Origin of the sequence: Streptomyces sp. NPDC093568 (assembly GCF_044764945.1) — a bacterium.
Lineage (GTDB): Bacteria > Actinomycetota > Actinomycetes > Streptomycetales > Streptomycetaceae > Streptomyces.
Map to the genome: position 1 here is coordinate 468,306 of NZ_JBIWJD010000002.1, position 14,820 is coordinate 483,125.

A 14,820-nucleotide genomic window follows, 5' to 3' on the forward strand; every position below is an offset into this window, starting at 1 on the left:
CGGTTCGGTCCGCGGTTCGGTTCCGCGGTTCGGCTAGAAGATGAGGCTGAGCATCAGCAGCAGGCCGAGCGCGGCGTTGATCGCGGCGTTGATGATGCCGCCGCCCCCTCCGCCGCCACCGCCGCCTCCACCACCGCCGTAGCTGATGGTCTCGGTCCAGGTGATGCTCTGCGTCTTCTCCGCCATCACTCCGCTCTTGAACTCCACGTCGTTGAGCGGCGTCGCGATCTTCTTGTCCCACCAGTCGCTGTAGCCGCCGAGGGCGGGCGTGGTGTGGACGGCCGAGTTGATCGTACTGGAGTTGGTGATGCTGAAGGCCACCTCCGCGGTGCCGGAGCTCTTGTTGACCGACAGGACCCGGAACTCCAGTTGGTAGGAGCCGAGGAAGGCCGCGGCGTCGTTGGTCAGGAAGTCCTTGGTCAGCTTCTTGACGCTGTCCGTGAACCCGCCTCCGAGTGAGTGGTCGTGGCGGTACGGGTCCTTCTTGCCGACCACGAACTTGCCGTGTCGCAGGCCCTCCGCGATGTAGTCCCGGGTCTGCTCCATGTGGTAGTGGTACTTCAGGTCTTGGACGAACTGCGAGTCGCCGTTCAGATCCCGGTGCTTGGGACCGGTGCCGGTGGCCCACTCCCAGCCCAGGCCCACCGCCGTCGGGTCGTCCTCGGTGCCCATCACGGAGTCCGAGAACGGCAGCGACCGGACCAGTGGGTCGGCGGTGCGCAGCGCGCCTCCGACCACATGGCCGCCGAAGTCCACCGCGGTGACGTATCCCTTGGCGAACACGGTCGTGGCCTTGTCCACGGCCTCGTTGGCGATGCCGGTGATGGTGTTGGTGACGTACTGCTTGACGAAGCCGCCGATGGGGTCCGACGTGGAGAACAGGCCGGTCGCGTCGGAGAGGTTGACCGGGTTGTTCCGGGAGTAGCTGTACGGGTTGATCGTCTGCGGGTTCTCCGGGCTCAGCACCGGGTCGCTGCTCAGGAAGCGTCCGAGTGCCGGGTCGTAGAGACGTCCGCCGAGGAGGGAGAGGCCGGTGCTCTCGTCCTCCGGCTTACCGAGGAAGCCCCGGTCGGTGCCCGCAGGCAGGGCGGTGTTGCCGCGCTGAGCGCCGAACGGGGAGTAGCGGCGCCGGGTGACCACGCCGGCCATGCTGATGAACAGCGCGCTGGAGGCCTGGGCGTCGCCGAGCAGCCAGGTCAGCGTGGAGCCGCCGCTGCCGTCGGCGACGCGCATCGCGACGGGCGTGCCGCCCGCGCTGTAGTAGCGGGTCGCCTTGACCGCCTCGGTGCCCTTCTTGTGCAACTCGTGGCCTTCGAGGTAGAGCACGTTCTCGGCCTTGGACGTACGCAGCAGCGGCTTGCTCTCGGCGTCGTACACATAGGTGCTGACTTCGGTGCCGCTGGTCTTCGCCTGCGTGATCTCGGTGACGAGGTTGCGCGGGTTCCACTTCAGCGACGTCGTGGTCGTGCCGGACGTTCGGGTGAGCAGCTGACCCGCGTCGTCGTAGGTGTAGCTGTCGGCGCCCACCTTGCTGACCGCGTTGGGGCGCGGCTGGTCGGGGGTGTAGGTCTGCTCGTCCACGCTGTAGCCGGGGTACCGGTAGTCCTTCGTCGTCGAGCCACCGGCGGTGGTGTCGGTGACGGACTGCAGGTTGCCGACGCGGTCGTAGGAGTACTTCGTCTGGTACGGGTCCGGGCCGGTGAAGTCCGACTTCGGTGTCGCCTCACAGGTGGTGGCCGCGGTCGTCCAGGCGTCCGTGAGCCGCTTCAGGTCGTCGTAGCGGAAGCACTGCTGCTGGTTCGCGACGTTCTCGCGCAGCGCGCTGACCTGGCCGCTGAGATCACGGGTGTACGTGTCGTCCTGCACCTTCTTGGTGGTGCCGCCGACGATCGTGCTGGTGGTGATGTTCTTCAGCCAGCCGGAGCCGTTGGCGTCGTCGTAGGTGACGTTACGGGTGACCTGGGTGCCGCTCGCCGAGTCGCCGAACGAGCGGGAGGTCAGCCGGCCGAAGTCGTCGTAGCCGACCTGGGCGAGGTAGGTGCCCAGGGTGCTGGAGACCTTGTCGAGCCGTCCCTGGCCGGTGTAGGCGGTGTTGACCGTCTCCGCGGGCAGGCCGCCGATGGCGGGGTAGCTGACGGCGGTGGTGTGGTCGGCCAGGTCGTAGGTGTAACCGAAGGTGTACGAGCCGTTCAGGCCCGAGCCGTCGTCGGGCACGGTCACCGTCTTGGAGGTGACACGGGCCCGGGCGTCGTACGTGTTGACCTTGGTGGTGTAGGCCTTGCCGTTCGTGTAGGCGAGCGACGAGGCCAGCAGACCCTTGCCTCCCGTGGCGGTGTCGTAGGTCTTCTGCGTCAGGACGGTCGTGCCCTGCTTGACGTAGGTCGGGCGCTGCAGCGCGTCGTACTCGTACGTCAGGGTGTTCTCGAGGGGGTCGGTCGTGGTGAGCGGCAGGCCGTTGGCGTCGTACGTGGTCGAGGAGGCCCCGCTGTTGGGGTCGTCGACCGTGACCCGGTCCCCGGCCCAGTTGTACGTGTAGTGCCAGGTGTTGCCGAGCGAGTCGTGCAGGTACTTCAGCTTGCCGGTGCGGGTGTACTCCATGGTGGTGTTGTACGACGCCGCGGCGTTGTGCTCGACGACCTTCGCCACCTGGCCGTACACGTCGCGGTAGGTGTCCATGGGCTGGCCGACGGACGGGTAGACCTGCGTCAGGTCGGAGCCCGGGTAGCGGGTCACCGTCTTGCTGATCGGCTGGGCGAGGCCCTTGGCCTGGATCTGCGAGAGAGTGGTGCGCCCTGCCCAGTCCACCACCACGTCGTTGTACGACGGGATGTCCGCGAGCGCCGGGTTGACCGGGCCTGATCCGGCGGCGGCGGAGTTGTAGAACGGCGCAGACCGGCCGGCGACGTTGCCGGAGGAGTCGTAGCGCGTGATGGTGACCACGCGCCCGGTGCCCGAGGGAGCCTGCTCCTGGGTTTCCCTGGCCCGCCCCAGACCGTCGGTGTAGGCCACCGAGGTGATGTAGCCGGTACCGGACTGCAGGGTCTGCGTGGTCGTCTTCAGCGCCGCGCCCGTCGCCACGTTCGGCACACCGGTCTCGGAGGGTGCGACCGGGATGACGTAGCCGAACTTCATGGACGCCGTGCCGTCCGGGTAGTTGGCGGCCTCGGTCGGCTTGAAGACCTTGGCGAGCCTGCCGGCCGCGTCGTACACGAGGTACGAGGTGTTGCCGTTGGCGTCGATCGTCTTCCACGGCTGCCCGAAGAAGCGGGAGACGTACGAGGTGACGGTGAGCGCGGTGCCCGGTCCGGCGTCGTCCGGGTCGGGTCCGGTGTGCTTGACGCCGTTGACGGGCCAGGACGTGGCGGGGCTGAACGTGATCGTGCTCAGCTTGCTCTTGCCGTCCCACGCCTTGACCGCGCGGCCGGCGTCGTCGTACTCGGCGCGCTTCGCGCGGTGGGTGGCGGAGTCGGTGTAGACCCGCACCTCGGTGGCGTTGCCGTCGGTGAGCGCGGCGTCGTTGCCTGACATGGCGGTGGCGCCGTCGTACAGCGTCACCATCCGCTTGTCCTGGTGCAGTTCGGGCGTGCCGGCCGCCTGGTCGGCTGCCTGGGCGGTGCAGGAGACGCTGTAGTGGCGCTCCTCGTCCTGGTAGACCATCCAGCGCTTGGTGCCTGTGGAGTCGAGCTGGTCGGTGTTGTAGGCGCGGCCGAACTCGGTGCAGTGGTTGTCCGAGACGCCGGTCTGGCCCCACTCGTCGATCCGCATCGGCAGGCCGAAGCTGGTGCTGGCCGCCTGGTCGTTCTCGTACTCGTTCTCCACGATCCGCTCACGCCAGGTGGCGGGGTCGTCGGTCGAGGTGGAGACCTTCTCCAGCATGCGCGTCTTGTTCTCGCGCACGAAGCGGGCATCGGGCAGGCCGGTGTACTGCGCGGTGTTGTACGTCCAGTACTCGTGCCAGGTCCGCTTCTGCGACTTGTTCTCGTGATCGCGCGCGGATGTCTGAAGGACCTGGCCGCCGAGCCAGGCGGAATCGGTCCATTCCTTGTCGTCGGAGTCCTTCACCTTCACCGAGCGGGTCTGGGAGGGGTCCGTCTTGACGGTGCGGTCGCCGTCCAGGCCGCGGTAGAGCCAGTAGTAGGTGGAGTGCTTGTTGCTGCCGGCACCCGTGGTGACCAGGACCTTGCCGTAGCCGCGCCACTCCGACCAGGACTCGTCCTCGTCCTTGGCGATCGGGTCGGCGGTGAACCGCCAGCCGGGGGCACCGTCGTACTCGTACTCGGTGGTCATGACCGGGTTGCCCTCGGAGAGGTCGCCGGGGTCGACCTGCACCTTGGTGACGACGAACTTCTTGAACCAGCCGGTGCGTTCGCTCTCGGCGCCCTCGGGACGCCACTTCTGCCAGAAGCACTCGTAGTCGTTGTTCGCCTGCGATGGCAGGTTGTTCTCGTCGCACTGGCGCGAGATCGCGCCGTTGTCGTCGGTGGCGTGGCCGTAGGTGGCGGTGATCGTCGAACCGGTGTCGGTGAACACTTTGTTCACCCGGCGGAAGTTGAGCTCGCCGTCGCCGACCTTGTTGTCCTGCCACTCACCGTTGAAGTTGATCGTGGGCAGGGTGATGTCGTCGCCGGAGTAGCCGCGGCGCTGGATGTAGTCCAGCCACAGCTGGTCGCCCACCGAACCGGACGGGTTCATCAGGGCGTACTTCATCTGGTACTGCCGGACCAGGTCCCAGGACGCGTCGTTGTTGTCGCGGACCTTGACGTTGATGTCCCAGAGCATGCCGCGCAGGAAGAACGTCGGGTAGTACGTCTTGCCCGCGCAGGACTCGCCGTCGTCCGGGCCGTCGCAGATCAGGTCGACCGGTACGTCCGGGTAGGACTCGGGCTCGGCGTCGATGGTCGGGCAGTCCGGCGCCACATTGTTCAGCGGGTCCTTCTCCGTGGTCCGCTCAACACAGCGGTTGACGTGCTGGAAGTCGACCTGGGCGGGCAGCTGGGCGTTCGCGATCTGCGAGGACCAGCCGTAGTCGATGCGCTCCAGGTAGGAGCCGGCGTCGTAGGAACGGGCCTTGTCGGCCGCGGCGACCGAACGGTAGTGGTTCTGCTCCTTCTTGTAGAAGTAGGAGTTCTCCACCTCGTTCGGGGTGACCACCCGGTCCAGGTTCCAGCGCCACGCCTGCTTGCACGGCTCGGGGTACTGCGCCTTGCAGGGCTCACCGGTGTCGTCGCCGACGACCGGCACGGTCAGCACCGAGTTGGTCTTCTCGCGCTCGTTGCTGTTGTTGAGGCGCTCGGTGCGGCCCCAGCCGAAGTAGTGCCGGGTGCCGTCCTGCTCGGTGACGACCCAGAACTCGTCGGTGTTGTCCGAGCCGTAGCCGCCGTTGAGCTTCTGCACCTTCCAGCCCGGGTCGTCCTTCAGATGGAAGGAGCCGGTGCCGGTGTTGTCCTGGATCAGCTCCGACGTGACGCCGTTCAGGCTGATGACGTAGGGGGCGCCGTTGGGGTCGTCCGCGGAGTTCGGCGAGTCCCAGCACAGGTCGCCGAAGGTCGGGTGACCGTCCTCGGTGCAGTTCTTGTAACGGCGTTCGATGTAGCCGACGTTGAGGTCCCAGCCCATACCGGCCCAGGAGGCCTGGTTGTTGGCGGCGGAGGTACGGCCGTCGATCGACTGCGAGTTGTAGCTCAGGGCCAGGTCGGGGGCCTCGCCCATGGGGGGCTTGGGGACCTCGATGGGCACGGAGTACGTGAAGGCGCCGGAGCCGAGGGAGACGTCCCACTTGCCGGTCGGCGACAGGGTGCTGGCCCGGTAGTCGCCGTTGTCCGACGAGGAGCCGGAGGTCACCGCGAACACCGCGGGCTCCGACAGCGCGGACATCCCTGATATCTGCTGGACCTGCGGCGCGGCCTCGACCGTCGCCGTCAGTGTCTGGTCCTCGGTGTTGTTGACCGCCTTGACCGGCTTGCCGTTGCGGCAGCGCTCCAGTTCGGGCGTGGTGGCCGCACAGGCGGGCAGCTTCGTCAGCCGCAGCCGACCCGCGAAGTCACCGCCGTAGGCCTGGGCGAAACCCGAGTAGTCGATGGCGACCTCGACGGGAGCGCCGGTGGTGCCGCCGTCCCGGCGCGCCACGCGAACGGCGAGTCCCAACCCGCCTGCCTTCTCGGCCTTCTTGCGGTCCAGAACCTCGACGGCCACCTTGTCAGGCAGCCGCTTCGCCGCCGCGCCCTTGACCTTGGCCGCGCGGACCGACACCACGGACGCCTCACCCGCCACCGGACGTTGCGCGCGCCGCGCCGCCGGTATCGCGGTGAAGTCGACCGTCTTGCGTGCGGCCTCGGGCCACACCACCTTCGGAGCCTTGACCGTGCCGGGCTCCGCGGGCTGCCGCAGCAGCGCGTCCAGCCCCCGCGACGGCACACTCGGCTTCTCACCATCGGGCAGAGCCACCGCGGCCGTTGGCGCGAACGCCACGGCCGACAGCAGCCCTGCCAACAATCCCTTGCTGGCCAGCGCGACCAGACTTCGGGAACGCAAAAGTCTCACGAGACCCCACCCCTGAACGCCAACAGAATCCGCGCAGCACGCCCTTGACGGACTTTCGGACTCCGCTTCGGGTGGCCGCGCCTCGTACCACCCGAGGATCAGGAACCGGTACGCGACGAACGTACGGAGGCCAGGTCTGACGTGTCTAGATCAACAAATCAGGACCTCAGCGACACACAGGGAGGTAAAGGCAGCCTCAAAGTCACCCAACGGACACCTCAAGAACACCCCACCAACTCCCTTCTGTTACTCGACCCTCACGTCTGACAAGATCCCCTCTGCGAACACGTGAACTACAGACGCCAGTACGACCGGCGCGTGCGCCGAGCTGCGCCTGGCGTGGGAGGGGACCCATGCGCTTCATCACCACCCGCCTCAGATCCCGCCGCCTGGCGACGGTACTCAGCGGCCTGCTGCTCGCCACGGGCGTACAGGCGGTGACGGCACCCGAGGCCGCCGCCGCCCTGCCCGAGATCAGCGCCGTCTACAACAACCCGGCGGGCACCGTCGAGGAACAGCAGGCGATACGCCTGCAGATACAGAGCCTCATCAACTCGGCGGCGCCGGCCTCGGACATCACCGTCGCGCTCTACCACATGTGGGACGAGACCACGGCCCGGGCGCTGGCCACCGCCCACACCGAACGGGGGGTCAACGTGCGGGTCCTGCTGGACTCCACGAGCGTGAGCGACAACCCGTCGAACGGCAGCTACGGCATCCTGCAGGAAGCCCTCGGCACCGACCGGACGCAGGCGTCATTCGTGGGCCTGTGCCCCCAGGGCCGGGCATGTCTGGGCGACCCCGCGAACGGGGCGTCCATCAACCACAACAAGTTCTTCCTGTTCTCACAGGTCGACGGCGCGTCGAACCTCGTCGTACAGACCTCGTCCAACCTGACGCCGTCGCAGTACAGCCGAATGCGCAACGACGCGGTGCTGCTGCAGAACATCGGCATCTACAACGCCTACGCGTCGTACTTCGGCAAGCTCTCGACCCAGGACTGGGACTCGTGGTCGTACACCACGGCCACGTTCAGCCCGTACAAGGTGTACTTCTACCCGTACGTGCCGGGGACCGGGAACAGCTCCGACACCATCTGGAACATCCTCGACGACGTGACCTGCACCTGGACCGAGGGGACGACGACCAAGCGCTCAAAGGTCCGGGTGGCCGTCCTGAAGATCACCCGACAGGGAGTCGCCGACAAGCTCGTGGAGCTGAAGAAGGCGGGCTGCGACGTCGACATCGTGTACGCCGAGTCGGACAGCGTGGCCAGTTCCGGCAGTCCGGGCACGTGGGAGACGCTGCACACCTCCGGGGGCCCCAGCGTCCGGTGCTACAACTACGACGAGGACAACGACGCCACGACGGCGAACTCCACCGTGCACTCCAAGTACCTGCTGATCGACGGCAAGTACAGCGGCACGGTCAACAAGCTGGTGTGGACGGGCAGTCACAACTACTCGGGTCCCGCCCTGCGGGAGAACGACGAGGCGCTGCTGAAGATCGACAGCACCACCGTCCACGACCAGTACGTCACCAATTTCACCGCGGTGAAGGCCGCGGCGGTCCCCGGCACGGCGGACAACACCGCGGCCTGCAAGGGAGTCTGAGCTGGCGTCAGGCCGCCGTTCGGACCGCGCGCCGGGTCGTCAGCACCCGGCGCGCCTTGCGCACCGCCCGCCGCAGGAACGAGTCCGCGCCGCCCTCCCGGTATCCGGGGAAGGCACGGGCCTGGCGCGGTTCGGCGAGGTACACCGAGTCGGGGATCCCCGCCGCCGCGTCCCGGAAGTGCGGGTAGACGAGGTAGACCCGGCGGCCCTTCTTCTCCAGGAGGGCCGCCGCCTGCTTCTTGGCCTTGACGAACTCCACCACGGGCAGCAGGAGATCGGGGCGCTGCACGGCGACCAGGTGCAGCCGCAGCCGCTCGTCGACCTTGAGGCGGCGGGCGATGCCCTCGGTCCAGTAGGCGTCCATGAGGGGCTTGGCCAGTTCCAGCTTGTGCTGCCTGACCTTCTCGCTGTCCTTGGCGTACTGGGGCCCGAACTGCGGCAGCAGGGTGATGAGGAACGGGCGGACCATGAGCAGGTCGCGCCGGTCGCCCGCGGGGACGAGCTCGGCTATCAGGTTCATCAGGGCGCGCGCGGAGTCGAAGCGCAGGGCGTAACCGCCGCTCTTCGTCACGTGCTTGCCGTCGTCACGGCCCACCAAGTAGTAGCAGGTGTAGTCGGCGACCACGGAGACGCCGTCGGCCCGCAGATAGGCCTCCATCGTGAACAGCGCGTCCTCGCCGGTCCACAGGGACTCGTCGAAGCGCATGTTGTGCCGGGTCAGCAGATCGCGGCGGAACAGCTTCTGCGCGCTCAGCGTGAACTTGATGTTGGAGGAGTAGACGTCGGTGCGGTCCAGCGTCTTGCCCCACATCGACTTGGGCGCGATGCGGTTGACGCCCTCGACCCGGCCGAGCACCACGTCCGTGCCGTTCCTGTCGGCCATCGCGACCATGCGCTCCAGGGCCTCGGGGCCCAGCCGGTCGTCGGCGTCCAGGAAGAAGACGTAACGCCCGGTCGCCTTGCCCAGGCCGACGTTGCGCGGGCCGCTCGGGCCGCCGGAGTTCTCCTGCCGGATGACGGTCACCTGCATGGGCACGCGGGCCGCGAACTCCTCCAGGCACTCCCCCGTCCCGTCCGTCGAGCCGTCGTCGACCGCGATGACCTCGATGCGCTCCGGGTCGATGGTCTGCGCCTCGACGGATGCCAGGCACTCGACCAGATAAGGCATCGCTTCGTACGCCCCGATGATCACAGTCACATCAGGCTGCGTGACGGTCACGTTTCCCCCTTGTCAACGGGATATTTCCCCCGTATCGCCTCATTCGCTACCTGATAGACGGCTGGGCATAACAAGCGGTTGCCCCAAACAGGTGATTTGGTGAGCCAGATCACAATGGCAACTGACATGAGGTCACACTAATCGGGAAGCGTAAGAGGCCCGCCAGAAGCGCTGAAGCGCGGCACAAGAAAAGGGCTCGGCCCCCGAGGATCCGCTCCTCGGGGGCCGAGCCGTTCGTGCGCCGCGCGGGGGTCAGGCCGTCAGATCGTCCCCGGCCACCGTCACCGGCATGTCGGGCAGGACCGCCGCCCGGGACTCCTGGCCGACATTGCGCGTCTCGGCCTTGATCGCGAGGTTCGCGACCGCGGCGTTGAACTGCTCGATCGACGTCGGCTCGTCCGGTCCGAGCAGGTACCGCTTGAGGTCGCCGCGGTCCGCGGCCAGCGGGTCCGCCGCCGGGTCCCGTACGGCGTCCAGCAGTCCGCCCAGTTCGGCCGCGCTGTTGGACAAAATCGTCGCCGCGCGCACCGCGGTGTTCGCCCGCTTGAACTCCTCCTCGCCCACCTCGGCGGAGTCCGTGACGGCGTACGGCTTGCCGCTGGCGATGAAGTCGGAGACCACGCTGGAGATGTCGGAGACCATCGCGTCGGAGACGTTGAAGCAGTCGTACAGTCGCGGCTCGGCGCCCGAGATGACGCGGTGCTCGTGGCTGCCGAAGGAGCTCCAGTACGCGGTGTTCCACTCGGCGCGCAGCCGGGCGACCTCCTCGTGCCGGGCGATGTCGACCAGGCCGTCACGGGTGGCCTCGGCCTCGTCGCCGTTGCTGCCCTTGCCGTTGGTCTTGCCGGACAGCTCGGCGAGGCGGGCCTCGATCCGGGTCAGTTCGGTCTTGGCGGCGACCTGCGCGACGACGTCGGCCGCGAAGCGCGGGTCGGTGGCCCGCTCGGCGGCGGCCCGCTCGACCAGGGCGGTGATCCGGCGGTGCGCGGCGCCGGCCTCCTTGCTGACGGTGCCGGTGAAGGGGTGCGGCTTGTACAGGACGCGGACCGGCGGGTCGGCCTTGACCAGCTTCTTCACGATGTTCTCGCCGGCCAGCACGAGCGAGGTGTTGCCGGGGTTGCCGTCCCAGCCCTCCCAGGTCGGGGCGTACAGGACGGTCGGGATCCGGCCCTCGGGGACGCCGTTCCAGCCCTCGATCGGCGCCAGCTGCGGGCGGCCGACCTCGACGATGTCCTCGTCGCGGACGCCGACGTCGGCGATGGCGTAGCGGTCACGGCCGGCGCGGCCGGCGGTCCACACCTCGTCGTAGACCTTGCTGTACGGGTTGACGCTGGCCAGCTTGTCGCTGTCGCCGTGGCCGATGAAGACGTGCTTCATGGTCGGCACGCGCAGCAGGTGGATGTTCTTGCCGACGTTCGCCGCGTACAGGGCGACGCGCACGTTGCTCAGGTCCAGGTTCATCAGGTGCACGCCGCCGGGCACACAGATGACGGGGACCGTGGTGGGCGCCAGGTTGTTCAGGATGACCCGCTCGCGCAGGATGATCAGCGGCTTGGAGTCCAGCTGCTCCATGGTCTCCAGCCACATGTTGACCTGGTAGACGGAGTCCTTGGAGCCGGAGAAGTACAGCACCGTCTCGGGCCGGTACTCGGCCAGCCAGTCGTCGACGGCGGCCAGGACCTTCTCGGCGTTCGGCGGGATCTTCGCGCCGCGCACGTACGGCACGAGCGCCAGCACGTACAGCACGCCCAGGCCCACCGTGATGCCGATGCCGACGAAGCCGACGACGGCCGACCCGAGGTAGGCCGAGACGAGGATGCCCGCGACGGCCGCGAGATCGAGGTGCAGCATCTTCTCCGCCGAGCGGTGCAGCAGCCGGCGCGGCGGGGCGTCGGGGATGCGGATGCGCGAGGCGAGGTCGACGTTGCGGGTGGCGACCGGCATGCGGCGGCGGTTGCGGATCAGGGTGACCAGCGCGCCGTGCGGGGCCTGGAGGCCGTAGAAGGCGATGAAGCAGGCGATGGCGCCGTAGTAGATCAGGTCGTCCGCGAAGCCGAGCCGGGCCAGCAGCAGGATCAGCAGCAGCTGTCTGATCAGGAAGCGGATCGACAGACCGGCCCGCACCTTGCTCAGACGGTTGACCAGATAGCTGCCCTTGCGGTGCAGATAGTGGTCCGCCAGGTACGTCACGGCGGCCGCGGCCGCGAAGGCGGGGACGCTAGGGACGAGCGCGGCCAGCATGAGTGCCGGGAAGCCCAGCATCATGAGGGCCGCCGCGGCCAACTCGGCCGCGCTGCCCACCCGGGCGACGCGAATAGCGGTGGATATCACGGAGAACCTGCTCAGGGAGAGGGGCCGGTCTGACGGGGGAAGGACTCAGGCCCCTGTGAATTCTTCGTGAACGAAGAAACGCAGAGGCCTGAATTCCATGAGGCTATTAAATCTTGATTATGCCATGCCGTCCTGGCGGTCGAGGACACTGGCCAGCGCCTGCTCGAAGCCGGAGGCCTGGCCGGCGGCGGCCGTCGGGTCCTGCTGGCGGACGTCGATGACATGGCCCGTCAGCTCGGAGAGCAGCACGTCCAGGGACGTACGGGCGACGGCCTCGGAGGACAGCAGGGAGCCCGCGGGCTCCTGGCCGAAGGCCTTGGTGCGCATCGGGGTGGCGGTGCGCTCCGGGTTGATGCAGTTGACGCGGACGCCGTCGCCGGCCCACTCGTCGGAGAGCGCCTGGGTGAGGTTCACCATGGCGGCCTTGGTCGAGGAGTACAGGCTGTACTCGGCGCGACCGCGGGTGTAGCTGCTGGAGGTGTACAGCAGCAGCTGGCCCTTGGTCTCGGACAGGTACTTGTACGAGGAGCGCGCGATCTGCACCGGGGCCAGGTAGTTGACCTTCAGCGCCTCCTCGATGGTGGCGTTGTCGGTCTCGGCGAGCTTGCCGATGCGCAGCACGCCCGCGGTGTTGACGACGTAGTCGATGCGCCCGGTCTCGGCGTACGCCTTGGACAGCGCGTCGTCGACCTCCTCCGGGTTCTCCACGTGGGTGCCGGTGGTGGAGCGGCCGAGCGCGTACACCTTGGCGCCGTAGGACTCGGCGAGTTCGGCGATGTCCTTGCCGATGCCGTACGAACCGCCGAAGACCACAACGGTCTTGCCGGTCAGCAGCTCGCGGTAGGCCTCCTCGGAGACCTGCTCGGGCGTGGCGGTGGAGGCCAGCTGGAACAGCTTGTCGGCGATGAAGACGTCGACCGGCTGGGTGACCTTCATGTTGTACTCGTCGCCCGCGACCACGTGGATCGGCACGTCCGGCAGGTACTTGAGCACGACGGAGCAGTCGTCCGTGGCCTGGAAGTTGGGGTCACCGGCGGCGACCTCGTAGGCCCGCTTGATCGTGGACAGCTTGAAGGCCTGCGGCGTCTGGCCGCGGCGCAGTCGGGAGCGGTCCGGGATCTCGGTGATGAACTCGCCGTCCTCACCGTGCGTACGCGTGACGATGATGGTGTCCGCGGACGGGATGGCGACGTCCACGGCCTGGTAGCGCTCCAGCGCCACGACACAGTCGTCGATCACACGCTGTGACAGCAGCGGGCGTACGGCGTCGTGGAACAGGACGTTGAGGTCCTCGCCCTCGGCCAGGCCCTCGCCGAGGGCCTCGATGGCGCGCTCGGTCGTCTCGTTTCGCGTCGAGCCGCCCTCGATGATCTTCTTGACCTTCGTGAACCCGGCCTTGGCGACGATCTTCTCGATGTCCGGCACGTAACCGGGCGCCATCAGCACGATGATGTCGTCGATCGAGTCGGCCTTCTCGAAGGTGGTCAGGGTGTGCTCGATGACTGCCTTGCCGGCGATCTTCAGCAGCTGCTTGGGGATCGACAGACCCACGCGCTGACCGGTACCGCCGGCCAGGATCACGGCGGTGGTACGGGGCTTGGCTATGTGCTGGGACACAGGTGACCTACCTTGTGGCGACTGGGAACTTCGAAATGGTCCCACTTGTGGTTACCGCAGTGCAAGGTGAGCGTCCCCGGGTGCATATGTGCGCGCAACCTGTCATTCACCTTGTACGCATGGTCGATGCGGAGAGGCCCTTCGAAGGTTCCGGATTATTGCTGTGAGTAACCGCACAGGCGGCCGCGCGGGGGTCAGCGAAGCCGCAACCGCTTCAGGCAGCGGTGTCCGAGTACCCGCACGAGTTCCCCGGACGACGTCTGATGCACCGTACGCGACCCGGCGGGCGAAGTGTGCCGCACGGGCGCGGCGGCGGCCGCGGCGAGGGCCCCGTAGAGCGCCTGAGCGACGGCTTCGGGGGTGCTGCGCGGCTCACCGTCGGTACGGGTCGCGGGCTTCGGTACGGCGGACAGAAGGCCCGTGTGGCCGAGGACCCGTACCCCCATCGAGTCGATACGCTCCGCCATCTGCGCGCCGATCTCGACGGCGGCCTCGACGGCCCATCGCGGGGTCCGGATCTTCACATCGCCGGGACCGGGAGCGCACGTGTTCTTCATATGCGTCACGGCGCCGTTCCGAACGAGCTGTGAATAGAGCTCCTCGGGCAGTTCATTGGCGCGGAATTCCTTATTAAGATTCCGCAGCATTTCGGTCTCGGCGAGGGTGAGTGAACGATTCACCGCGTCCGGAACGGGACGCAACAGACCTTTCGGCAGCCCGAGCAGCGCCTCGAAGGTGCGCATCAGCCCCGCCCGGTCCCGGTCGTCCACCACGACGACGGTGACCCGCTCCGGTCCCGCCACCCGCGCCCAGCGCTCGACGAGCCGGTCGTGCCGGTGCCGCCGCCAGAAACTGGGGTTGGGCTCGTCGTACGGCGGCTTGCGGAGCATGTGGGTGGGCCAGTCCTCGTAGCCCATGCGCAGACCGTTCTGGACGTACTGCTGCCACTGCGAGGGCATGATGCGCGCGAGCGGGCGCAGGGTGACCAGCACATGGACCCGGTCACAGTGGCCCCGGTCACGGCCACCGTCGTCGCCGAGCCGCGCGACGATCCGCCCGATCGTCTCCTCGTCGGAGGCGTCGGCGAAGAACTCGCTGCTGATCACCGAGGTGCGCCGGCCCGTCGCGCGCACCTGTTCCAGCAGCCGCTCCCAGTGCCGCTCGGTCGGCCGGGCGTCGCCCATCATCCCGGTGCGGGCGCAGGCGGCCAGAACCGCCTCCATGGGGTGCCGGGTGGCGGCCAGCCACGCGACGCCGTGCCGTGCCATCTCGTCCTTCGCCGCGAACAGCGCGCCCTGGATCGAGGTGGTGCCGGTCTTGTGCGGGCCGATGTGCAGCAGGCGGGTCCCGGTCGGCAGCGGTGTGATCGCGGGGCCGCCGGCCTCCGGTCCAGCTCTCGTGCAGTCCGTCGCCATGGTCAGAGGACGGTAAGAGAGGTTCTTGAGAGCACGCTGAGAGAGGCCTGGGACGGGGATGAGTCCCGGGCCTCCGTTCAGGCGG

General features: G+C 67.9%; 6 protein-coding genes. 1 reads left to right on the forward strand and 5 read right to left on the reverse strand.

The features are described 5' to 3' along the window. Window positions 1-33: 33 nt before the first annotated feature. The gene (locus tag ACIRD7_RS11660; protein ID WP_403452481.1) at window positions 34-6,540 is read right to left on the reverse strand and encodes an RHS repeat-associated core domain-containing protein; all 6,507 of its coding nucleotides are present in this window, start codon (window positions 6,538-6,540) and stop codon (window positions 34-36) included. 353 nt (window positions 6,541-6,893) lie between these two features. On the opposite strand from ACIRD7_RS11660, the gene ACIRD7_RS11665 reads away from it, so the two are divergent. Continuing rightward, window positions 6,894-8,153 carry a phospholipase D-like domain-containing protein gene (locus ACIRD7_RS11665; RefSeq protein ID WP_403452483.1) on the forward strand — a complete coding sequence of 420 codons (1,260 nt, stop codon included), beginning with the start codon at window positions 6,894-6,896 and terminating at the stop codon, window positions 8,151-8,153. A 7-nt stretch (window positions 8,154-8,160) separates the two neighbouring features. Here the strand turns inward: ACIRD7_RS11665 and ACIRD7_RS11670 are convergent, their stop codons facing one another. The 4 genes from ACIRD7_RS11670 to ACIRD7_RS11685 form a co-directional block, all read right to left on the reverse strand. Next, window positions 8,161-9,372, reverse strand: a complete 1,212-nt coding sequence (locus tag ACIRD7_RS11670; RefSeq protein WP_403452485.1) for a glycosyltransferase family 2 protein — start codon at window positions 9,370-9,372, stop codon at window positions 8,161-8,163. A gap of 252 nt (window positions 9,373-9,624) precedes the next feature. After that, window positions 9,625-11,703 (reverse strand): hypothetical protein, encoded by a 2,079-nt coding sequence (locus ACIRD7_RS11675; protein ID WP_403452487.1) that lies wholly within the window; start codon window positions 11,701-11,703, stop codon window positions 9,625-9,627. Between the two features lie 117 nt (window positions 11,704-11,820). Further along, the gene (locus tag ACIRD7_RS11680) at window positions 11,821-13,320 is read right to left on the reverse strand and encodes a D-ribitol-5-phosphate cytidylyltransferase (RefSeq protein WP_403452489.1); all 1,500 of its coding nucleotides are present in this window, start codon (window positions 13,318-13,320) and stop codon (window positions 11,821-11,823) included. 194 nt (window positions 13,321-13,514) lie between these two features. Next, window positions 13,515-14,735: a hypothetical protein gene (locus ACIRD7_RS11685; RefSeq protein WP_403452491.1), complete on the reverse strand. Its 1,221-nt coding sequence runs from the start codon at window positions 14,733-14,735 to the stop codon at window positions 13,515-13,517. Between the last annotated feature and the right edge of the window lie 85 nt (window positions 14,736-14,820).